Source organism: Photobacterium phosphoreum (assembly GCF_002954725.1).
GTDB classification, from domain to species: Bacteria; Pseudomonadota; Gammaproteobacteria; order Enterobacterales; family Vibrionaceae; genus Photobacterium; species Photobacterium phosphoreum.
The window spans coordinates 410,945-431,763 of record NZ_MSCQ01000002.1 but is presented as its reverse complement, the minus strand read 5'-3'; the positions used below and the strand labels follow the sequence as shown (position 1 = coordinate 431,763).

Sequence of the window (20,819 nt, the reverse complement as noted above, 5' to 3'; positions counted from 1 at the left end):
CGGCGACGTAAGTTATATTTAATAGATGTTTAAAATATAATTAAAGGAACAATAAAAGCGCCAGGCTTATGATTTATAAAATAATTGTATTCAATATGTGTTTTTATTAGTCGATTTATATAACAACAATCGGTTTGATCATTTAGATCAGATTAATCCCTTATTGTTAAAAGAGCGTATAAGTGTATCACCATACAAAATCGTGATATAACTGTAACAAAGCAGCAACGAGTTAGTGTGGTTTAACGTATTACAAGCAGTATGCGGTGCACCAATGTTCGGTAGGAAAAGAATTCAAGGTTGGATATATGCTTACAGTAGCAACAGCGGCACCCAATAAAGCCATTTTATCAGAACGTATTCAAAAACTGATTAATGGGCTTTCTAATGGCGTTTATGAACGTGAAGAAACCATTAAGTTATGTTTATTAGCCGCTTTGGCAGGTGAAAGTGTATTCTTATTAGGCCCTCCAGGCATAGCCAAAAGTTTAATCGCCAAACGATTGATTCAAGCTTTTGACGACAGTAAATTCTTTGATTACTTAATGACGCGTTTTTCGACACCAGAAGAAGTCTTTGGTCCGCTATCCATCCAAGAGCTTAAAGATAACGGTAAATATGTTCGCTTAATTGATGGCTATTTACCAACAGCACAAGTGGTTTTTCTTGATGAAATTTGGAAAGCGGGTCCCGCAATATTAAATACGCTACTTACCGTTGTTAATGAACGTACATTTAAAAATGGTCAAGATATTCTGCCGATACCTATGCGGTTGTTGATCACCGCTTCCAATGAATTACCCGATGCAGACAGTGGTTTGGATGCATTATATGACCGAATGTTAGTGCGCGTGTTTGTGAATCGTATTCAAGAGAAGCGTAATTTCAAATCAATGTTAATGGGGGAGGGTAATACACTCACAGCGATTGATCCTGCGTTAACCATTAAAGATGATGAATATCAAAGCTGGCAAGCTCATATTGAAGATGTAACATTAACGGATACTCTTTTTGAGAAAATTTACCAGTTAAAATCAATGATAGAAGCCCGATCGGGTGAAATCACTGAGCAAGCAACCGAAAGTGAATTATATATTTCGGATCGTCGCTGGAAAAAGTCAGTACGATTACTCAAAGCGAGCGCTTTCTTTAATGGTCGCGATGAAATCAACCCCCTCGATTTATTACTGCTACAAGATTGTTTATGGCATAGTCCAGAATCGCGTAATGTCATTGTTAATATTATGAAAGATTTTGCGTCTAAACATGCATTTAATCAACAAGATGCCATTGCTGATGCTAAAGAGGCACTGGTCATTATTGATGATATTAATCAAGATATTTGCACGCAGTTAACATTGACGTTTACCCGTGAAAGTACGATGCGTAAAGAATGGTTTAAATATAATTTTGCGACGGCAACACGGTTTAATATTAATAATAATCCGCGCATGATTAAGCTGGTGATGTTACAACAAAACACCTCTGTTTCAGAGCAAGAACTTGGTGATAGCCGTTGGGTTTATGTTGATGGTGACGAGTTTGATAAAAAAATTCGTACCGGAAAATGTGATATTTATGGCTTCGTGAATAAAAATACTCATTTATGTCGACTACAGTTTGAAATAGATGCTGAGAATCAATTGGTGATTAAAGATATCGCTAATCGTCCCGTTTTAATTGGTATTACTGGTAATAAAGGCTTAACAACTGCGCAGCAGCAACAATGGCAACACCTTATTGATCAAGCGATGGTTAAAATTACCGACTCTGAGCATCATATAATTAAAGCGCGGACTTCGTTCCATGGCGCAATGCCACATAATTTTATTAGCGGTGATTTCCCCGCATTGATAGAACAAAGCCTCAATGATTGTGTTGATGAAGTTGCAGCATTGAAATTGGTGGCTGAAAAAAGTGCTTTTAGAATTACTCACATGAATGAATATTTTTCGCAGCAGTGATTTAAGATAAAAAGCAGCATGGTTATATGTAATGGAAAATAAAGTAAAGGATAGATGCCTATGCCAGTATCTGAAGGATTAAATTTTGCTTTGATGCTTGCAGAGTCGGGTATTATTGATTCAGCTGTACATGAAGTCATGGTCAGACCGCAGTTATTAATGGCTGCAGAGGCTAGCCCTGGAGTTAAAACAGCCATGAAAAATCAAATCATGAAATGGCGTGGTCAGATGCTCAAAAAGACGACTAAAGGTACGGTTGTCGAACAATTTAGTGATGAAATTAATTTGTATCAACAAGTCTGCACATGGAATCAAGAATACTTCTTTACCCATTCCGAGCAGATCGTAAAGCAACTAGAAGGACAGTCAGCCTTCTATTTCAAGGCTAAAAGTTTATTAGCAAAAGAACAAAACAAACATAACCCGATGTTTCAACGTTTTTTTTGTGATAAATGGTATGAGTATCTTGCTCATGCATTGCGTGAAGCTCAAGAATCTGAAGTTGAAGAGCAAAAGGATCAACTGCTAAAAGACTTGTATCAACGTATTGAAACCATGAAAAAAATGGCGGCAGTCACTGATGCAGGTGATGCCAGTAAAGCCGGGCGTTTGTGGGATATGGCACAAGCAAAATTGACCAAAACCGATGTTGATGTCATGAAGAAAATTGCGGCATTCTTAAAAAAGAATAACGGTCTTCAAGACATTGCAGAAAAATTAGGTCGAATGGCGAATGAAGTGGATGATCCCAATAAAGAACGGGTAAAAGCCGAGCAAATGAAGCTGGTGGAAGAAATCAGTGACAATGTCACCGATGATATCGTCGGGATCCATGAAAGTGATGATCTAACGAAACTGTTGCCCAATGAAGCGATGTTTTTAGCTTACCCTGAACTCGAAGTGATCTTTTATAAGCACTTAGCCGATAAGCGATTAATGAATTATCGTATGCAGGGTACTCAGCGTAAATTACGCAAAGTAAAATCTTTTCAGCGACAAACCAAGCAGGTTGATCAACCTAAAGGCCCCTTTATTGTCTGCATCGATGCGTCTGGTTCAATGTCAGGCTATCCTGAAAACTGTGCGAAAGCATTGGCATACGGTTTGATGCAAATAGCATTGGTTGAAGAGCGTGATTGTTTTGTGATTATGTTTTCAACCCAAAAAATCACTTATGAACTCACGAAACAAGATGGCTTGCATGAAGTGGTTAACTTTTTGTCGTATTCATTTCATGGTGGTACGGATCTGGGGCCAGTGCTTGATCAGTCGATTGATCTTATGGCTGACGGTAAATACAAAAATGCTGACTTGGTGGTATTGTCCGACTTTATAGCGCCTAGCCAACCTGAAGCAATGCAAGCGCGTGTGCAAAAGTTAAAACAGCAGAAAAATCGTTTTCATGCGGTGAACTTATCTAAATACGGTAATCCACAATTATTGGAGTTGTTTGATCATTGTTGGTCTTATCATCCATCCACGTTAACCCAGCTTGGGCGGTTATTTAAACTGCGTTAAGTGTTGGTTTTTTAAGTGCTGGTGTTTTAAGTGATAAAGGAGCGCTTTGGTGCTCCTTTTTTATGAGATAAAGCCTGAAATGGCTAAGATCCCACATTATTTGATTTTAAAATATTCAGTTAGTGCTTTTTTCCATTGGTTACTTTTTCGAAATTGTAATAGTTCACGATTAATTTCTTCATCATAGGGACTATTCTCACCAAGCACTATCCCATAATTTTGTTTTTCAAATTGATAGGGAAGAACCTGTAATTGTTCAAAATCACCGTGGCCTTTCGCCATTTTTATTTGATACCTCAAAATTGCATCGTCAGCGACAACCGCATTTATTTCACCTTTATCTAACGCTACCAGCATTGCAGCAACGGTTGGATAAGCTTTATGACTAATACTGTGGTTCGTCAAAAAATTTGATGAGGTCGATGATTGTTTGGCCCCCGTGATGACATTATCTAAATCATTGGGGCTTTTAATATCGTTATTAAGCAGGCCTAACGTAAATGAACTGGCAAGAACAGCAGTAATACTGGCAATAAATAAGGTAGTGATAACCGCTAATAACACCGTAATCACTCGTCCGGTTAAGGTTTTAAATTCATAATAATTAAAGGGGCCTTTGGTGATAAATAATAACCCTAAAATAAACCCTTCGATTAAGCGAGCTAACGGTGATTTCATTGAATAAAGCTTACGGTTGACACGGTGTTCAAGTAGGTAATAAATCCCACCTACAATAGTGGCAGTAATGGATACCGCCAATAGGATTTGTAAGAGTTTTTTATTAAAGATGAGATTAATAAAGGTTTCCCAATGACTTTGTTGTTTAATCGCTATCGCCAAATTTGTTTCATAAAAGGAATGGGAAAAATCTAATATTTCTTCACGTTCAGGGGTAATAGAAATACAAGATAAACCAATATCAATTTTCCCACTGGCGACAGCGGCAAGCAGATCTTTAAGCGGCAGTACTTGAACCGTATATTCAAGGTTGAGTTTAGTGGCAATATTATTCCACAGTAAAAATGTTAATCCCTGATAATTATTAGGCTCATCAATTATGACAAAAGGTGGGCAAGAATATGTGCCGACTTGCAGTGTTTTAGTATTAATGCCTGCTTGAGCTTGAGAGTTTGGAGAATAAAAAAGCACTAAAAGGCTGAGAGCCACCATCAATAATAATGCGTACAAAGACGAGAAAGAAGGCTGAGATGATGGGGAGATAATCGTCATAATATCACTCCTGGCAAGATAGAGTCATGTTTAAGTATAAGTGCTTCTTTAAGAATAATAGAGATTACAACGAGTGGGTTATCACGATGATTGAATGGGATTTGAATGCTGATGTCGCGATAGTTTGGTGGGAGATTTTGTTTTTAATCGTAGATTTAAGCAGATAATAAGCAATTGTTATCATCATTTGCATGTTTTTTGTGCATTTGATCGTTAAGGTGCTAAGGTTATCAGGGTTTAGCATGTACAATGCTGCGCTTAATTGTATTTGATTCCTGCGAGTAGCAAAGATGACCCAAAAGAAAGCCGCACAGCCTAAACAAGGCCTACATCCACGTAACCCACACCGTGCGCGTTATGACTTTGCGACATTAACTCAAGCAACACCTGAGCTAGCGCAATATGTTAGTGAAAATGCTTATGGTGATCTTTCCGTAAACTTCTCGGATCCACTTGCAGTTAAAACGTTGAATAAAGCGTTATTAAAGCATTTTTATAATGTTGATTACTGGGATATCCCTGCGGGTTTCCTATGTCCACCTATTCCTGGTCGTGCTGATTATATTCATTACATTGCAGATTTATTGGCGCAATCTAATGGCGGCGCTATTCCTGAAGGTAAAGGTGTTCGTGGCCTAGATATTGGCATTGGCGCAAACTGTGTTTATCCAATCATTGGTCATCGTGTGTATGGCTGGCAGTTTGTAGGCTCTGAAATTGATGCTTTAGCCGTTAAGTCTGCTAAATTCATTGCCGCTAACAACGCTAAATTAAAAGGTGCTATTCAAATTCGTCTTCAAAATCATGCTGATAATATCTTTACCGATGTGATTCAAGATGAAGAAGTGTTTGATTTTACAATGTGTAATCCACCATTCCACGGCTCAGAAGAAGAAGCAATGGCTGTATCTGAGCGTAAAGTGCGTAATCTAACGACTAACTCAAACAAAAAGCGTCAAGCTCATGGTCGTAGTAATAAGCTTTCGGCAGTTAATGCGAAATCTGAGTCAACAACGCCAGTGCTTAACTTTGGTGGTCAAAAGGCTGAATTGTGGTGTACCGGTGGCGAAGTTGGTTTCATTAAAAAGATGATCAATCAAAGTGCGACCAAAGCGACACAGTGTTTCTGGTTCACAACACTTGTTTCTAAGAAAGAAAACCTTGGCGTTATTTATAAGCAGCTTGAAAAAGTCAGCGCATTCCAAGTGAAAACTATTGAGATGTCACAAGGGCAGAAAATCTCGCGTGTTGTTGCATGGACGTTCTTAAACGAAGAACAACAAGCAGAGTGGCAAGCAGAACGCTGGGCTTAATGTTTCAGTAATACATATCCACATTGATAACAAGCGACCTTGATGGTCGCTTTTTTTATGGCTATTTAATCTGTTGATTAACATTTAATGCCATTAATCAACATTTTTAATGTCTATATTTTAAGTATATAGCGTAATTTTGATGTTAGTTCATACTTTGTAAATATTATAAAAGAGACAAAAGAAATACGATGCTATTCACAAAAAAGCAACGTTATAGAACATAGAATACGTTTTTTGTTTTACAGTTGGATTTATTATGAAACGCACATTCTTAACTCTTTCCTTGGTGGCTATCCTTTCTAGCTCTTTTTATTCAGCACCAAGCATTGCTGCATTAGATGCGGTTCAACCCCAGATTAATTACACCGAAATGACCTCTCAACGTCAGGTTGTTGATCAATTACTGAATGATGCTTACCAAATATTTAAAAATCCAGCTCGTATCTCTCATGCAGGCTTTACGGCAAAAATGCCAAGCAATGTAGAGATGATCACTAATAACTTACTCGATGCTTATAAACTTGAACCTTATCGTGTTGATTTATTATTTTCTGCGGCTAATGCTCAGATTTATAATAGTAATGTTGATCGAGCCATTGAGCTGTTTACCCAAATATTATCCGTTGCTCCTGATGATGTAGACGCACATTCATATCTTGTCATTTGGCAAAATTTCAAAGGCAATAAAAGCGAAGTAACCAAACATTTATATGCGTTAGAGTTGTTAAATAAAGGCCGTGTTACTGATTTAAAAAAAATCATGTCTACCATTGATAGAATCGTTGCGACACCATTAAGTAATACAATTAAAAAACCCGCTAAAGGTAATAATGCTATCATTACATTGGGTTATGCTTTAAATCCAGATGGCAGTATGAATGAAATTTTAATTGATCGATTAAATGCCACGCTCGCGATGGCGAAAAGTGATCCTAACACTTACATCATAGTTACTGGTGGCGTGCCTAAAAATCACCAAACTGAAGGTAAGCTAATGGCTGACTGGCTAGTGAAAAACGGGATAAATAAAGCCCGTATTATTGAAGATAACTACGCGAGAAGCACGGTAGAAAATGCACTATACAGTAGCTATGCCTTAGCTCGTCATGATATTGATCATGCAACAATTATCAGTTCTGCAAGCCATGTTCGTCGAGGACAAGCTTTATTTGAAGTGGCGAGTTGGCAAACGGGTCCTAAAGGGATCTTATTTGACACTTATGCTGCTAATGATCGCCCATTAGATGAACTAAAAGTCCCAACTGATGGTGAGTTATTAGGGATTTATCGTGATGCTCTACGTGTTTATGGCATGTGGAGTTATCGCTCATACCCTTTAGAGCAAAGATAATATTATTTACTGCTATTTAGTACATTAAAGCGACCTTGATGGTCGCTTTTTTTATGGCTGCGATTGAGTGGTGTAATGTATTGATAGAGGCGTTAATAAGTTGTACAAAAAAAAAAGTTGTACAACTATAATTTTTTTGGCTACATTTATTGTACAACTTTTAACAATTGTACAACCTTGATGTAGGGTTTGGAGGCGGCATGGGAATTCCTGTTGGTATTAGCGCTTGTGTTTTAGGGCAGAAAGTACGTTTCGATGGTGGGCATAAACGTAATCGTTTTGCGGATGAAGAATTGAGTGAATACTTTGATTTTAAACCGGTATGCCCTGAAGTAGGGATTGGGATGACAGTACCGCGTCCAACGATTCGTTTACAAGATAACAGTGATCGTATTGCATTGGTTGACTCTAGAGATCACGAGATTGATTATACCGATCAAATGATCGCATTTGCAGATAGTCAATTACCTAGTTTTGAACATTTACGCGGTTATATTGTGTGTGCAAAATCACCCACCTGTGGCATGGAACGGGTTAAATTATATTTAGATAATGGTAATTCAGTTGCTGGTGGCTCGGTCGGTATTTATACGCAACGATTGATGGATAGAATGCCATGGCTACCGATAGAAGAAGACGGACGGTTACAAGATCCGGTATTACGTGAGAACTTCATTTTTCGAATTTATGCTCTAGATGATTTATATCGCTCGATTGCTGATGGGGTAACCCGTGACAGTATTATTAAATTTCATTCTCGTTATAAATTGTGTCTGATGGCGCATGATCCACAAGCCTATCGTGTATTAGGCCCCTTTGTTTCTGATATTCATAAATGGGATGACTTAAATGCATTCTTTGTTGAATATCGCCAGTTATTTATGGATGCATTAAAGCAAAGAGCCAGCCGTAAAAATAACACCAATGTCTTAATGCATATTCAGGGTTATTTCAAACGTGATTTAGATAAGCCACAAAAAGCAGAATTCCGTGATGTGATCATGCGTTATCGCGACGGTAATTTACCTTTAATTGCTGCTTTAACGCTCATTAATCATCATTTAAAAGTTCATCCTGATAGTTATTTATCTGATCAAGCTTATTTAGAACTTTATCCTGAAAGTTTAAAGCTACGGTATTCATTGTAAGGAATAAGTTGTTATTGCATCCATTGGTTATTTTAAAGAGGTTTTATGAGTGCTCTTACTGACATGAAATTATTTGCCATCAGTGAGGTTTCTGAAATTACAGGGGTCAACTCGGTAACATTAAGAGCATGGCAGCGTCGTTATGGATTATTAGTACCTCTACGAACACCAAAAGGTCATCGGTTATACACAGAAGCAGATATTGCGAAGATTCAGTTGATTCTTGATTGGTTAGCAAAAGGGGTTTCTATTGGCAAAGTGAAACCGTTATTGGTGGGTGGTTGCGATCCTGTATTACAACAATCACAACCATTAGATATAACGGCTGATATTATTTGTGCGGTACAAGTATTAAATGGCTTTAAATTAGAACGCCTGATCAATGAAGCATTAAAAATATATCCGTATAAGGTCATTCAACAGCGTTTATTACCAGAAGTAAGTGCTGTGATTGAACATCAAGATAATCCGTTAATTACAGTACAAAAAAGCTTGTGGTCATCAGTTTTAACTGTTTGTTTTATTAACATTATTACCAAGATTAACGATGAAAAAAAACTGACTTGTCTGTTGATAAGTTTTGACCAACAGATTGATCATAATATTTGGCAGCAAGGATTAGCATGGTGCTATAAAGGTGACGGCGTCACTATTATGACCAATTTATCAGGCCGATTAACGGGCATTTCAGCTTGTATCCGTGAACGTAATATTAAAGATTTAGTGGTGGTGGGCGAGACAAAATTAAGTCGTCGTCAATTAGCTGATATTGAAATGGTAGAACAAGAAACAGGCGTGACGTTACATTTTGTGGGGAGTATAAAAACGATCCATGGGCAGTAATGAGTGATAGCTATAAATAAGCTATGAATACAATCAATACAATCAGAGTCGTCATTAATAGAACCATTAATCGAACGGAAGAATTGTACCGAAGGAGACAGTAATGAATCTCGCGCCTCAATCAACGACGCCCGCCGTCGAGCATGCTCTGTTATGGCTACGCGCTGATTTGCGTGTTACTGACAATACCGCTTTAAATCGTGCGATAGCATCAGGTTTACCCGTGATTGCGGCTTATATTGCAACGCCAATGCAGTGGTATCAACATCATATTTCAGGGCGACAGATTGATTTAATTGAGCGACGGTTAAGGGTTGTCAAACAACAGCTTAAAGATATCAATATTCCTTTGTTAACCCTTGAATGTGACGATTTTCAAGCAGTACCAGACACTATTATAAACCTGTGTCAGCAGTATCAAATTAAGGCAGTTTATTGTAATCGCCAGCATCCTTGGAACGAAAAGCAACGTGATATTGCCGTCGAGCAAGCATTAATTGCACAGGATAAACACTGGCATTGCAGTGATGATTATTGTGTGTTGCCACCTGGTAGTGTGCTAACCAAACAGCAACAAATGTATAAGGTGTTTACGCCATATAGAAATGCATGGTTAACACAGTTTTTAAAGCATAATTATCAGCCTGTTACAAATAATGACAAGGTAACGCTTAGTCAACAATGTTTTAATTTGCTTGAAGGCGATATTGCCGCTAATTGTAATATTCAAACTTTTCATTATATCAAACAAGACAGCTTATTATGGTCGGTTGATGAAGGTGTTATTCAACAACGGTTACAGATGTTTTGTGAAACCAAAGCTGAATATTATCAACAGCAACGTGATTTTCCTGCGATTGATGGCACTAGTTGTCTATCACCGTATTTAGCGATTGGGGCATTATCTGCTCGTCAATGTTTAGCCGCGTTAACGGAAACCTTGCCTCAATGTGTCGAGATAAACAAAGAAAATGGCGGCTTTGTCTGGCTCAGTGAAGTGGTATGGCGTGAGTTCTATAATCATCTACTTGATAGCGATGATCGTTTAAGTAAAAACCAGCCATTTCAGCCATATACTCATCATATACAGTGGTTAGAAAATAGCGACCATGTACATGCTTGGCAACAAGGAATAACCGGATTTCCACTGGTGGATGCTGCGATGCGACAATTGGCCGCAACCGGTTGGATGCATAATCGATTACGAATGATCACCGCCAGTTTTTTAACTAAAGATATGTTGTGTGATTGGCGTATCGGTGAGCGGTGGTTTATGCAACAGCTTATTGATGGAGAGTTAGCGTCTAATAATGGCGGCTGGCAATGGGCGGCCTCAACGGGGACTGATGCTCAACCGTATTTTCGGGTGTTTAATCCAACCACACAAAGTGAACGCTTTGATCCCAACGGTGAGTTTATTCGTCAATGGATACCTGAACTTAAATCAGTCCCTGATCAATATATTCATGCGCCTTCATTGTGGTCTGGTTTTGGTAGTGTCGATTATCCGTTACCTATTGTTGATCATAAACAAATGCGTGTATTGGCTATCGACAGTTATAAGCAAGCTAAAACATGGCATGAAAGTCAACGAGAAGCATAATCAAACACAACAATAAATAAGGATATTATGATGATCACGACCAATAATACGGTAATTAGCACGTTTATTGAGGTTTATTGTCAGCTTAATAAAGATAATTTATCACTGATCAACAATGTCTATCACTCTGATATTGTGTTTGAAGATCCCGCGCACAAGGTTGTCGGTATTGAAGCATTACAAGATTATTTTAAGGCGCTTTATTGCAATATAAACGACTGTCATTTCACTATTCATCAGGCTGTTGTTGAAGATCATCATGCATTTTTGCAATGGACAATGACGTTTTCTCATCCAAAGTTGCAACAGGGAAAGCAACGAACATTAGATGGGTGCACACAGTTAACTATTGATATAGAACAGCAACGGATCATTTATCATCGTGACTTTTTTGATTTAGGGGCGATGTTATATGAAGGGTTACCTGTTCTTGGGCGTGTTATCAAACTCATTAAAGTGAGGTTAGGGCAATGAAACAGGTACTGATTACTGGTGCAAGTTCGGGTATTGGTCTGCAATTAGCCACTGATTACGCTCACGGAGGTTGGCAGGTTTATGCTTGCGGCCAAAATCAGCAGCGACTTCAACAGTTAGTGGATAACCTTGAACTTACCGCGACAGGAAAAATCATCCCGTTAGTGTTTGATGTTACCAACCTTGAGCAAACTCAACAGGTATTATCGCAACTTGAAGCCTTACCTGAGTTGATTATTTTAAATGCGGGTACGTGTGAATATATCGATGATGGCGTGATTGACAGTGATTTGTTTAAGCGGGTATTTGAGGTTAATTTTTTTGGCATTATTCATTGTTTAGAAGCCATGCAGTCGCACTTTACTGCGGCAACGCATCTGGTCTTTATTAGTTCATCAGCCGCTTATACCGCCTTGCCTCGCGCTGAAGCCTATGGCGCTTCCAAAGCGGCATTATCTTATTTGGCTAATGGGCTAGCGATTGATTTAAAAGATAAGATTAATACCGTTACTTTAGTTAATCCGGGGTTTGTTGCAACGCCACTGACCAATAAAAATGATTTCCCAATGCCGATGATAGTGAGTTGTGAATACGCCTCACGAAAAATACGTCAAGGCATTAGCAATCAACAAGCAGAAATACATTTTCCCATAAAATTTACCTTATTACTGAAAGCCATTGCCTTATTACCGCTTGCTGTACAACGGGTAATGATTCAACGGATGACAAGGAAAGCATCATGAAGATAGCCATTATAGGATCAGGGATCTCGGGGTTGACCACTGCGTGGTATTTACGTCATAAACACAATATTACGCTGTTTGAAGCCAATGACTATGCTGGTGGGCATACGGCAACTGTTGATGTGGAAGTTGATAGTGGGCAATACGCGATTGATACGGGATTTATTGTGTTTAACGATCGCACTTACCCGAATTTTGAACAGTTATTAATGGAACTTGATATTCAAGGTCAAGCCAGTGAAATGAGTTTTAGTGTTCATAATGATAACAATGGCTTGGAATACAATGGTCATGGGTTAAGTTCGTTATTTGCTCAAAAAAAGAACTTATTTAAGCCACAGTTTTTTCATTTTTTATATGAAATCACCAAATTTAATCGTCTAGCAAAGCAAACCGCTTATGAGAATATTGAACAACAACAAACGTTAGGTGATTTTCTGCAACAACATGATCTGAGTGATTACTTTACCGAAAATTATATTTTACCAATGGGGGCGGCGATTTGGTCATCATCATTAGCGGATATGCGTAATATACCGTTAGATTTCTTTCTGCGATTTTTCTTGAATCACGGCTTGCTTGATATTGTTAATCGACCGCAATGGTATGTGATCCCCGGTGGTTCGCGTGAATATGTCAACCGAATGCTGGTTGAAATAGAACCGCTTATCAAACTCAATTCACCCGTACAACAAGTGAGCCGTTTAAATGATCAGGTTTATATCACGGTTAACGATAGCGTCGAGGTGTTTGACCATGTGATTTTTGCCTGTCATAGCGATCAAGCGTTGGCGTTATTAGCTGATAGCACTACTAATGAACAACAAATTTTATCAGCAATGGCTTACCAAGATAACGAGGTGGTTTTACATACTGATGAAAGTATTTTACCCAATGAAAAAGCGGCGTGGGCATCATGGAATTACCATTTACCGTTAATAAGTAATGATTCTCAGCAACAGTTACCTGCCTTGACGTATAACATGAATATTCTGCAAGGCATTGATGCACCCGAAACGTTCTGTGTCACCTTAAATCAAACCCAAGATATCGATCCCAGTAAGATTTTACGCCAATTTACCTATGCACATCCTGTTTTTAATCGCAGCAGTATTCATGCTCAGCAGCAACGACATTTAATTAATGGGATGGAAAACACATGGTTCTGTGGGGCTTATTGGTATAACGGCTTTCATGAAGATGGTGTAAGAAGTGCACTGGATGTTATTGAAGCGATAGTACATACCGATTCTATTACACGTTCACCTTCGAGCGATACAACGCATTCAGTGCCAGTTAGTTCGACAATGAATAGTGGTCAAGATTATGCGCATCACTAATAGCGGTATTTATAGCGGTCATGTACGACATCGGCGCTTTACACCTGTATTGCATCGGTTTCGTTATTCAATGTTTATGGTGTATCTCGATGTCGATGAAATTGATGCACTGTGTGACAAGGTAACGGGATTTGGACGGGCATGGTTTCATTTCGCCCGCTTTCGTCGCCAAGATTATATTGACGGTGCAAAAGACATCAACCAAGCAGTAAAGGATAAAATTCATGCCCTCACTGGCAAGCGTATTGATGGCAAAGTAAGTATGTTATGTCATCTACGCTATGGTGGTTTGTATTTTAGCCCATTGAATGTGTATTACGTCTTTGATCAGCAAGGTGTTTGGCAATATGTGTTAGCCGAGGTAAGTAATACCCCTTGGAATCAACGACATTATTATGCGATCCCAGCCAAGCAGTATTGGCAGCAAAAGCATTTTATTGATGATAAAGCGTTTCATGTGTCGCCCTTTAATCCAATGGATCAGGACTATGTATGGCAACTTTCTCAACCTGATAGCATTGTTAATATCCACTTAGAGGTTCACTCAAAAAAAGATAGCTTTCATCGGGAAGGTGAAATAATAAGTAATAAAAATAGCAATCATAATGCTGAGTGTCATAACAGTGGTCATCTTAATGGCGATCATCATAAGGTAAACGCAACGAAAGTATTTGATGCCACATTAGCGATGCAAAAGCAGCCATTTACAACCACAACTTTATTACGGCATTTGTTAATAACCCCTATTATGACCATTAAAGTCGTGGTTGGAATATATTGGCAAGCTCTTAAATTGTGGCGTAAAGGTGCACCCATTTACGACCACCCTAATCACCATAACAAATGAATAGTAAAGGGAATAAACTATGCTTAGAAGTGAGTTAGAAGCTGCAACAACGAGCAATTTATTGAACAATGGACGATCGCGGCGATTGATTTTTACCATATTGCATCAATTGTCAGATGTGGGCTTAACACTCTCAGAGCAAGGTGGCGATACCCATTTCTTTGGTGATAAGCAAGCCAGTTTACAGGCGAGCTTAACGGTTAGTAATCCGCATTTTTATAAACGCTTATTAACCGATGGCAGTATTGGTGCTGGTGAAGCGTACATTGATGGCTGGTGGGATAGTCCAAATCTAACCAATGTAGTGCGTATTCTTGCGCGTAATCTTGTCACCTTAGATAAGATAGAAGCCAAAGTAGGCTGGATAACACGATTAGCAAAACAACTGAGGCACTTTTCACGTAGAAATAATCTCACAAATGCCAAAGATAATATTTCAGCGCACTATGATTTAGGTAATGATTTATATCGTCATTTCCTTGATGACAAAATGTTGTATTCCGCAGGGGTGTATTTATCCGATTCAGATACTCTTGCTCAAGCGCAAATAAACAAAATGGCGCGCTTGTGTGATCAATTACAACTGACAGAGCACGATCATCTGTTAGAAATTGGCACCGGCTGGGGAAGTATGGCAATTTATGCGGCTCAACATTATGGTTGCCATGTCACCACTACCACGATTTCTCAGCAGCAATACCTATGGGCGCAAGAGAAAGTTAAGCAAGCAGGGTTAGAAGATAAGATCACCTTGTTACTTGAAGATTACCGCGATTTAACCGGGCAATATGACAAACTGGTTTCTATTGAAATGATTGAAGCAGTCGGTAAGCAGTACCTATCTACCTATATTAAAAAATGCCAATCATTACTTAAACCCAATGGGCTATTAGCCATTCAAGCAATCACCATTGCCGATCAACGTTATGAAAGTTATAGCAAGGATGTTGATTTTATTCAAAAACATATCTTCCCTGGTGGGTTCTTACCTTCAATTAGCGTATTACAATCACAATTAACGTCCCATAGTGATTTTGTGACGCGGGATATTAAAGATATTGGTTTAGATTACGCCAAAACATTAGCTGATTGGCATATCGCGTTTAATCAAAATAGTGAAGCCTTGAATCAATACGGTTATGACGAACGGTTTATGCGGATGTGGCGTTATTATTTTTGTTACTGCGAAGGTGGATTTCTAGAGCGTAGCATCAGCACCATTCAGCTACTTGCTAGTCGTCCTCTGTGGCGTTAACCATGAAATACTTAGTGGTAGGATTAGGTTTCAATCTGTTTTGGTTGTTAGCCGTATGGGGACAATATCAGTATGTCACTATCTTGATATCACTGTTAATTGGTTGCTGGCTGTTCTATCACCGCTGTTTACCGTTTGCTTTAATAGCCAGCGCAATTGGTATCGGTGGTGATTATGTGTTGTTTCAATTAGGGGTGATGCAATCGCCATTACCCACTAATCCATTGTTTGCCCCTTTTAGTGCTTTTATCCCGTTGTGGCTAATCTTATTGTGGTTAGGGTTTACTTCAATGGTATGGATCATGCGGGCTCAATTACAACGGTTACCTGTATGGAGCGTGATAGTCGGCGGAAGCCTTGGTGGTGCATTAAGTTATTGGACGGGATTAACCTTAGGGGCGGTGACATGGCCTTATGGTGAACAGATTACCTTTATCGGGATTGCTGCTATTTGGAGCCTGTATAGCGGTTATTTACTATGGTTATTACAGCAGATGACTAAAAGAGGATCAGTATGAAAGCGTATTTAGCACTATTACTGCTTGTTGTTACTGTGGCGAGTTCACAAGTACAAGCCTCAGCGTGGTTTACATGGCCTACTGTGGGGGAATCTACCTTAAAATGGGGCTGGTGGAAGATATATACCGCTGAACTTAAAACCCCCACGGGTAAGTACCTTGCAAGCGATTCGAATCTTGCGCTGATTATTCGTTATTTGCGGGATATCGATAAGAACGATCTTCTCTCTGCAACCGATAAGCAATGGCAGCATTTAGGTATTCCCTCACAACAACGGCAACAGTGGTTAAGGGTGTTAGCTCAACAATGGCCGAGTGTTAAACAAGGGGATAGATTGGTGTTTGTGAAGACAGCGACAGAAGGGAGGTTCTACCAACATGGAAAACCGTTAGGGAAACCGCTTTCTGTGCCATTAAGTAATGCCTTTATCGGTATTTGGTTATCGACAGCCACTGAATACCCTAAACTGCGGCTACAGTTAATAGGCCAATAGATAGCTATATACAATAATACAGAAGCTAAAATACAGAAATACAGACGCTAATTCTTGATATCGCCCGTTAATAGAGGAACAGATTATGTCTTCTCATCGCAAACATACTCATCATCTTTATTTAATAAAGCATCAATCATTGCGTTGGTTATTGGGATTCGCATTGTTGTTATTAAATGGTTGTATAACATCAATTGAAGATTATGAGCATACGGAACCTAAGTTTGATTTGTTTCAGTTCTTTGATGGTAAAAGCCAAGCATGGGGAATGGTACAAGATTATAGAGGGCGACAAGTACGCCGGTTTGATGTTGAGCTTCATGGGGTGATCACGGGAAATCAACTGGTGCTTACTGAAGATTTTGTGTTTGATAACAATGAAACCCAACAGCGTGTATGGACTATCACTAAACAAGAAAATGGTCGTTATATTGGTACTGCCGATGATGTTGTCGGAGAAGCAGTCGGTCATGAAAAAGGTAATGCATTACAGTGGCAATATGTATTAGCTATCGATATTGACGGCACGACACATCATATTGATTTCGAAGACTGGATGTTTTATCAAAATAATAATCAATTATTCAATGTCGCTAAAATGAAAAAATGGGGAATTACAGTGGGCACTGTGACATTGTTTTTTCAAAAATGACGATTTTAAAGTCACTGGCTTAAAGTCGCTGTTTTAAAGTGCACAAGAACGAGAGAGATGTTTTTCTTTATACATAGACATGTCAGCATGGTTAATCATGCTATCAATGTTAGTCTCTTTAATATTACTGGCATGAATACAATGTGAACCAATAGATGCAGTAATAATAATTTCATCTATTTCTATTTTATTTAGTTCAGATAAGATTGATTTTTTTTTGATATTCGCTTCAATAAGAGTCTTAACTTCGCTATAAATAACAAACTCATCGCCTCCTAAACGCGCGACACCTGTATTTTTATTATTAAAGCATTGTAATTTTGATGCGTATTTTTTCAAAACCCGATCACCAAAACGGTGTCCATATTGGTCATTAATCATTTTAAATTTATTTATATCAATATAAAAAACAATAATATACTCATTTTTATGTTGGATATTATTAATTGCCATTTTTATTTGTCGATAAAAAGCACGACGATTCCAAATGTTGGTTAAAGGATCATAAGAGGCCATGTATTCAAGTTCTTGTTCTTTGATGTTCTTTTCTATAGAGATAGAACAAACGGTTGCAGCCATTTCAAATAGCTCATATTCCTCATCGCTCATCAGTGAGTGTTGAGGGCAATGAGAATAGATAATACCTAACACCTTATTCCTTGAAGATAAGATAGGAAGTCCATAGCAAGAATTTAAATGGTTGATACTTTTAAGGCTGTAATATTCTCGGTATTCATTGTTGGTAGTTATATGTTGAGAGATGATTATTTTATTTTTTGAACAAATACTTTCAAAATGAATTTTTGTCGGGTTAATCATAAATCTTTCACGAGATAGTTGATGGCGTTTCTTATTTGTGAACGGTGTGAATTTCTGAGTATTTTTATCAAAAAGCAAGATCGATGTTTGTCGGTGATTAAATGTTTTTTCTGTTAGTTCAATAATATGTAATAGCATATCAGGTAGAGATTCCTCTACAGGTAAATGTTTTAATATTTTATTGAATGCGCGGTATGCTGTAATTAATGCACCTGACATACGAAATCCCTAATCTTATTGATGGAACGGTGAAACTAGATTACCTTTTGTTAAATATACTATACTAATTGTTTAAAATAATAGAATTTTCTTTCGTTGTTATTGTGAGTTAATATTTTTATCAATATTATTTTATACATTGTTTTTATTTTTATAAATTAACGTATTCATTTAAATTATACCTCTTGCCATTATTATTACTCGTTTTAACACCCAGCGAATTAATAGCGGCATTTTATCTGATTCAGCTTCTTGAGTATATTTTACAATAGCTAGCGCAATATCAGGTTTTGCATGTTTTTTTAAGGCGCGATAAATAATCTTACGAATCGGCATTTGATCGTTATCTGAAATGTTAGCGAGTTGACGAAATAAGGGCTCGTAACCTTTTTTAAATAAGAAGTGTTCGATATCTTTAGCCGGGAGTACGGTTAAGCGTTCACGTTCGCTATCAGTCTTTAATAACAATCTGACTTTGTCGGCATATTTTCGACCAGCAGGATCGCCATCAGCAACAAGATGCCATTCAATACCTAATAAACGGGCAAGTTTAATCAGTGGCTTCAGTCCACTTTGCGCAAACTCAATCACATGAATGCCTTCTGCTGCAAGGTTATAGCCTGTCAGGTGTGCCATTTCATTGAATAGCCATACTTCGGTTTCTCCTTCAACTAACAGCCATACACGCGCATAAAAAGCACTAGGGCGATGCATTCGAACATGAAAAGTGACTTTACGAATATCATCTTTGTTTAATTCACCGTTATTAATGCTATGTACCACGGTTTTTTGTGGGGTTCTTTGTAAACGCTTAATCGTGGTCAGTGGCACAACACTTAATAATTCCGGGCTATTGGTGGTTAAGATTTTTTGCATTGGCATGTTTTGTATAAACGCCCATGCCTGATGAAGCATGATGGGATGTAAACGTCCTTCTGGATCTTCTAATATCATGATAGGACGTGAAATACGTTTAAGATCGACAGGGCCTCGCGCACGAATATAAGCGTTAAGTAAGCCCATTAAAATCAGTTTGGCTTGCTTGGTCATTGATGGCTGTATCAGTTGATCAAAAGGGGTCAGACTGTGATCGTGATGCTGATTTTGTAGTGGGTAATAACAATGAGGCTGGGCCTTACTGCGCGAGTGTGGCGCAAAAGCAAAGTAATGATCGACTAATGAACGCAATGTACTAATACTACTTTTAATTTCAGCCGCACTTACATGGCCAGGCTGTGTCATTAAACGACGACAGGTATTATCAAGTCGGCGTTGAATACGATCTGATTCGCGATTTTTTGCTGGTGGCACGACGGATATATTATGCGCGGTGGTTGTAAGCGGATTATCTGCTTCTACATGGCGCGCATCTCTAATTCTAACGATTGGATGTAACACCATTAGCTGACGTAAAAATTTATCTGTGTCAGGGTGTTCTATAATTCGACCATCGGCATGTAAAAAGTGTCGATGCGTTATTATTTTATCATTGGCGATTTGGCTGTCTATTTGAACATAAAGATGCTTGAGGTTATTATCTTCAACCCAAAATGAATCAAAAGCACGATAACGTCGCGCCTGATACTCTCCTTGATAATCTTCATGCCAACGTAACACTATTTGTAGCGAAGATGCACGTTCATTGCCGATAACATGATCAACGTGAAAGTCAGAGAATTTCATTTCGTAAAATTCAGCACTTGGGCATAAGACTAAACTTAATGCATCAAGTAGTGATGATTTCCCCCATGCATTTTCTCCAATAAGAACGGTTAATTCATTAAATGACAGTGATAGTCGTTTGATACCTCGAAACCCAGCGATTTCAATTCGTTCTAAATGCATAGTTTTTCCTTCTTCTTTCTTTACAACATAGCGCAGAGATCATAGGAAAGGGATCGTTTTACTCACATTATTGATACAATCTTCAAATTAAAAAAGTTACTATATAGAGCATGAATATTTAACAAAAACAATTATAAAGGATGATCAGATGGCTAAAATGATTCACGCTATGATTCGCGTTATTGATCTTGATGCGTCATTAACGTTTTATAAACAAGCGTTAGATTTAGATATTGCAGAGCGACTTGATTTTGATGGTTTTAGTTTGGTGTATTTGCGTAATCAAGAAAATGATATGGAACTTGAATTAACATGGAATAAGGGAACCACTGAACCTTATAGTCATGGTACAGGTTATGGACATATTGCCGTAGCTGTTGATGATCTTGACGCTGAATATCAAAAGTTGGTTAAACTTAATTATAACCCAGCGGAGATTAAAGAGTTTTTTCGTGAAGGGACACTATTAGCGAAGTTTTTCTTTGTTCAAGATCCTGACGGTTACAAAATTGAATTTTTACAGCGTCATGGCCGTTATCAATAATTGTTAACCGTACTTTTTTCACTGAGTGAGTAAAAACCATTATTATTGCGATAAAGGAATATTCACTCAGCGAATTTATTGAAAAGATGGTATATT

General features: G+C 38.2%; 19 protein-coding genes. 16 read left to right on the top strand and 3 right to left on the bottom strand.

Annotated features, from left to right (window positions below; all coding sequences use genetic code 11):
* Positions 1 to 308 precede the first annotated feature (308 nt).
* Positions 309 to 1,964 carry an ATPase RavA domain-containing protein gene (locus BTO21_RS14065; RefSeq protein ID WP_045027254.1) on the top strand — a complete coding sequence of 552 codons (1,656 nt, stop codon included), beginning with the start codon at positions 309 to 311 and terminating at the stop codon, positions 1,962 to 1,964.
* 60 nt (positions 1,965 to 2,024) lie between these two features.
* Positions 2,025 to 3,482: an ATPase RavA stimulator ViaA gene (viaA, locus tag BTO21_RS14060; protein ID WP_105026874.1), complete on the top strand. Its 1,458-nt coding sequence runs from the start codon at positions 2,025 to 2,027 to the stop codon at positions 3,480 to 3,482.
* A gap of 96 nt (positions 3,483 to 3,578) precedes the next feature.
* Here viaA and BTO21_RS14055 read toward each other — a convergent pair whose 3' ends face one another.
* Entirely contained in the window at positions 3,579 to 4,712 is a 1,134-nt protein-coding gene (locus BTO21_RS14055) for a transporter substrate-binding domain-containing protein (protein ID WP_082056780.1), read from the bottom strand.
* A 290-nt stretch (positions 4,713 to 5,002) separates the two neighbouring features.
* Here BTO21_RS14055 and rlmF point away from each other — a divergent pair, with 290 nt between their 5' ends.
* The 13 genes from rlmF to BTO21_RS13990 all read left to right on the top strand — a co-directional run bounded on the left by rlmF (position 5,003) and on the right by BTO21_RS13990 (position 17,296).
* Entirely contained in the window at positions 5,003 to 6,025 is a 1,023-nt protein-coding gene (gene rlmF, locus BTO21_RS14050) for a 23S rRNA (adenine(1618)-N(6))-methyltransferase RlmF (RefSeq protein WP_045027252.1), read from the top strand.
* Between the two features lie 259 nt (positions 6,026 to 6,284).
* Complete coding sequence (locus BTO21_RS14045) at positions 6,285 to 7,379, top strand: YdcF family protein (protein ID WP_045027251.1); 1,095 nt, start codon at positions 6,285 to 6,287, stop codon at positions 7,377 to 7,379.
* A 200-nt stretch (positions 7,380 to 7,579) separates the two neighbouring features.
* The gene (locus BTO21_RS14040) at positions 7,580 to 8,527 is read left to right on the top strand and encodes a YbgA family protein (RefSeq protein ID WP_045027249.1); all 948 of its coding nucleotides are present in this window, start codon (positions 7,580 to 7,582) and stop codon (positions 8,525 to 8,527) included.
* A gap of 45 nt (positions 8,528 to 8,572) precedes the next feature.
* Positions 8,573 to 9,370 (top strand): MerR family transcriptional regulator, encoded by a 798-nt coding sequence (locus BTO21_RS14035; protein WP_045027248.1) that lies wholly within the window; start codon positions 8,573 to 8,575, stop codon positions 9,368 to 9,370.
* Positions 9,371 to 9,473: 103 nt separating this feature from the next.
* Positions 9,474 to 10,973, top strand: coding sequence for a deoxyribodipyrimidine photo-lyase (gene phrB, locus BTO21_RS14030; protein ID WP_045027246.1), 1,500 nt, complete (start codon positions 9,474 to 9,476; stop codon positions 10,971 to 10,973).
* Between the two features lie 30 nt (positions 10,974 to 11,003).
* Positions 11,004 to 11,447: a nuclear transport factor 2 family protein gene (locus BTO21_RS14025; RefSeq protein WP_045027244.1), complete on the top strand. Its 444-nt coding sequence runs from the start codon at positions 11,004 to 11,006 to the stop codon at positions 11,445 to 11,447.
* Complete coding sequence (locus tag BTO21_RS14020; protein ID WP_045027243.1) at positions 11,444 to 12,190, top strand: SDR family NAD(P)-dependent oxidoreductase; 747 nt, start codon at positions 11,444 to 11,446, stop codon at positions 12,188 to 12,190. Before BTO21_RS14025 ends, BTO21_RS14020 begins: the two co-directional genes overlap by 4 nt.
* Positions 12,187 to 13,530: an NAD(P)/FAD-dependent oxidoreductase gene (locus BTO21_RS14015; protein WP_045027241.1), complete on the top strand. Its 1,344-nt coding sequence runs from the start codon at positions 12,187 to 12,189 to the stop codon at positions 13,528 to 13,530. Before BTO21_RS14020 ends, BTO21_RS14015 begins: the two co-directional genes overlap by 4 nt.
* Positions 13,517 to 14,377: a DUF1365 domain-containing protein gene (locus tag BTO21_RS14010; protein WP_045027240.1), complete on the top strand. Its 861-nt coding sequence runs from the start codon at positions 13,517 to 13,519 to the stop codon at positions 14,375 to 14,377. The genes BTO21_RS14015 and BTO21_RS14010 overlap by 14 nt, the downstream gene beginning before the upstream one ends.
* 19 nt (positions 14,378 to 14,396) lie before the next feature.
* The gene (locus tag BTO21_RS14005; RefSeq protein ID WP_045027238.1) at positions 14,397 to 15,632 is read left to right on the top strand and encodes an SAM-dependent methyltransferase; all 1,236 of its coding nucleotides are present in this window, start codon (positions 14,397 to 14,399) and stop codon (positions 15,630 to 15,632) included.
* A 2-nt stretch (positions 15,633 to 15,634) separates the two neighbouring features.
* Positions 15,635 to 16,150: a DUF2878 family protein gene (locus BTO21_RS14000; protein ID WP_045027237.1), complete on the top strand. Its 516-nt coding sequence runs from the start codon at positions 15,635 to 15,637 to the stop codon at positions 16,148 to 16,150.
* Positions 16,147 to 16,644 carry a hypothetical protein gene (locus BTO21_RS13995; protein ID WP_045027236.1) on the top strand — a complete coding sequence of 166 codons (498 nt, stop codon included), beginning with the start codon at positions 16,147 to 16,149 and terminating at the stop codon, positions 16,642 to 16,644. Before BTO21_RS14000 ends, BTO21_RS13995 begins: the two co-directional genes overlap by 4 nt.
* A gap of 85 nt (positions 16,645 to 16,729) precedes the next feature.
* A complete protein-coding gene (locus BTO21_RS13990; protein ID WP_105026873.1) occupies positions 16,730 to 17,296 on the top strand; it encodes a DUF3833 domain-containing protein in 567 nt (188 codons plus the stop codon).
* A 33-nt stretch (positions 17,297 to 17,329) separates the two neighbouring features.
* Here the strand turns inward: BTO21_RS13990 and BTO21_RS13985 are convergent, their stop codons facing one another.
* Together BTO21_RS13985 and BTO21_RS13980 are read right to left on the bottom strand one after the other, a co-directional pair.
* On the bottom strand, positions 17,330 to 18,334 hold the full coding sequence (locus BTO21_RS13985; protein WP_045027234.1) for a sensor domain-containing diguanylate cyclase: 1,005 nt from the start codon (positions 18,332 to 18,334) through the stop codon (positions 17,330 to 17,332).
* Positions 18,335 to 18,505: 171 nt separating this feature from the next.
* A complete protein-coding gene (locus BTO21_RS13980; RefSeq protein ID WP_105026872.1) occupies positions 18,506 to 20,179 on the bottom strand; it encodes a DUF2813 domain-containing protein in 1,674 nt (557 codons plus the stop codon).
* A gap of 148 nt (positions 20,180 to 20,327) precedes the next feature.
* On the opposite strand from BTO21_RS13980, the gene BTO21_RS13975 reads away from it, so the two are divergent.
* Entirely contained in the window at positions 20,328 to 20,723 is a 396-nt protein-coding gene (locus BTO21_RS13975; RefSeq protein ID WP_045027232.1) for a VOC family protein, read from the top strand.
* Positions 20,724 to 20,819: the final 96 nt, after the last annotated feature.

Bases quoted from the DNA above. Each gene is read 5' to 3' on its own strand.
- BTO21_RS14020 (WP_045027243.1), top strand. From the start codon at position 11,444: ATGAAACAGGTACTGATTACTGGTGCAAGTTCGGGTATTGGTCTGCAA.
- BTO21_RS14015 (WP_045027241.1), top strand. From the start codon at position 12,187: ATGAAGATAGCCATTATAGGATCAGGGATCTCGGGGTTGACCACTGCG.
- viaA (WP_105026874.1), top strand. From the start codon at position 2,025: ATGCCAGTATCTGAAGGATTAAATTTTGCTTTGATGCTTGCAGAGTCG.
- BTO21_RS14065 (WP_045027254.1), top strand. From the start codon at position 309: ATGCTTACAGTAGCAACAGCGGCACCCAATAAAGCCATTTTATCAGAA.
- BTO21_RS13980 (WP_105026872.1), bottom strand. From the start codon at position 20,179: ATGCATTTAGAACGAATTGAAATCGCTGGGTTTCGAGGTATCAAACGA.
- BTO21_RS13990 (WP_105026873.1), top strand. From the start codon at position 16,730: ATGTCTTCTCATCGCAAACATACTCATCATCTTTATTTAATAAAGCAT.
- BTO21_RS14005 (WP_045027238.1), top strand. From the start codon at position 14,397: ATGCTTAGAAGTGAGTTAGAAGCTGCAACAACGAGCAATTTATTGAAC.
- BTO21_RS14025 (WP_045027244.1), top strand. From the start codon at position 11,004: ATGATCACGACCAATAATACGGTAATTAGCACGTTTATTGAGGTTTAT.
- BTO21_RS14000 (WP_045027237.1), top strand. From the start codon at position 15,635: ATGAAATACTTAGTGGTAGGATTAGGTTTCAATCTGTTTTGGTTGTTA.
- BTO21_RS14045 (WP_045027251.1), top strand. From the start codon at position 6,285: ATGAAACGCACATTCTTAACTCTTTCCTTGGTGGCTATCCTTTCTAGC.
- BTO21_RS14010 (WP_045027240.1), top strand. From the start codon at position 13,517: ATGCGCATCACTAATAGCGGTATTTATAGCGGTCATGTACGACATCGG.
- BTO21_RS14055 (WP_082056780.1), bottom strand. From the start codon at position 4,712: ATGACGATTATCTCCCCATCATCTCAGCCTTCTTTCTCGTCTTTGTAC.
- BTO21_RS13995 (WP_045027236.1), top strand. From the start codon at position 16,147: ATGAAAGCGTATTTAGCACTATTACTGCTTGTTGTTACTGTGGCGAGT.
- BTO21_RS13975 (WP_045027232.1), top strand. From the start codon at position 20,328: ATGGCTAAAATGATTCACGCTATGATTCGCGTTATTGATCTTGATGCG.
- BTO21_RS14035 (WP_045027248.1), top strand. From the start codon at position 8,573: ATGAGTGCTCTTACTGACATGAAATTATTTGCCATCAGTGAGGTTTCT.
- BTO21_RS13985 (WP_045027234.1), bottom strand. From the start codon at position 18,334: ATGTCAGGTGCATTAATTACAGCATACCGCGCATTCAATAAAATATTA.
- phrB (WP_045027246.1), top strand. From the start codon at position 9,474: ATGAATCTCGCGCCTCAATCAACGACGCCCGCCGTCGAGCATGCTCTG.
- rlmF (WP_045027252.1), top strand. From the start codon at position 5,003: ATGACCCAAAAGAAAGCCGCACAGCCTAAACAAGGCCTACATCCACGT.
- BTO21_RS14040 (WP_045027249.1), top strand. From the start codon at position 7,580: ATGGGAATTCCTGTTGGTATTAGCGCTTGTGTTTTAGGGCAGAAAGTA.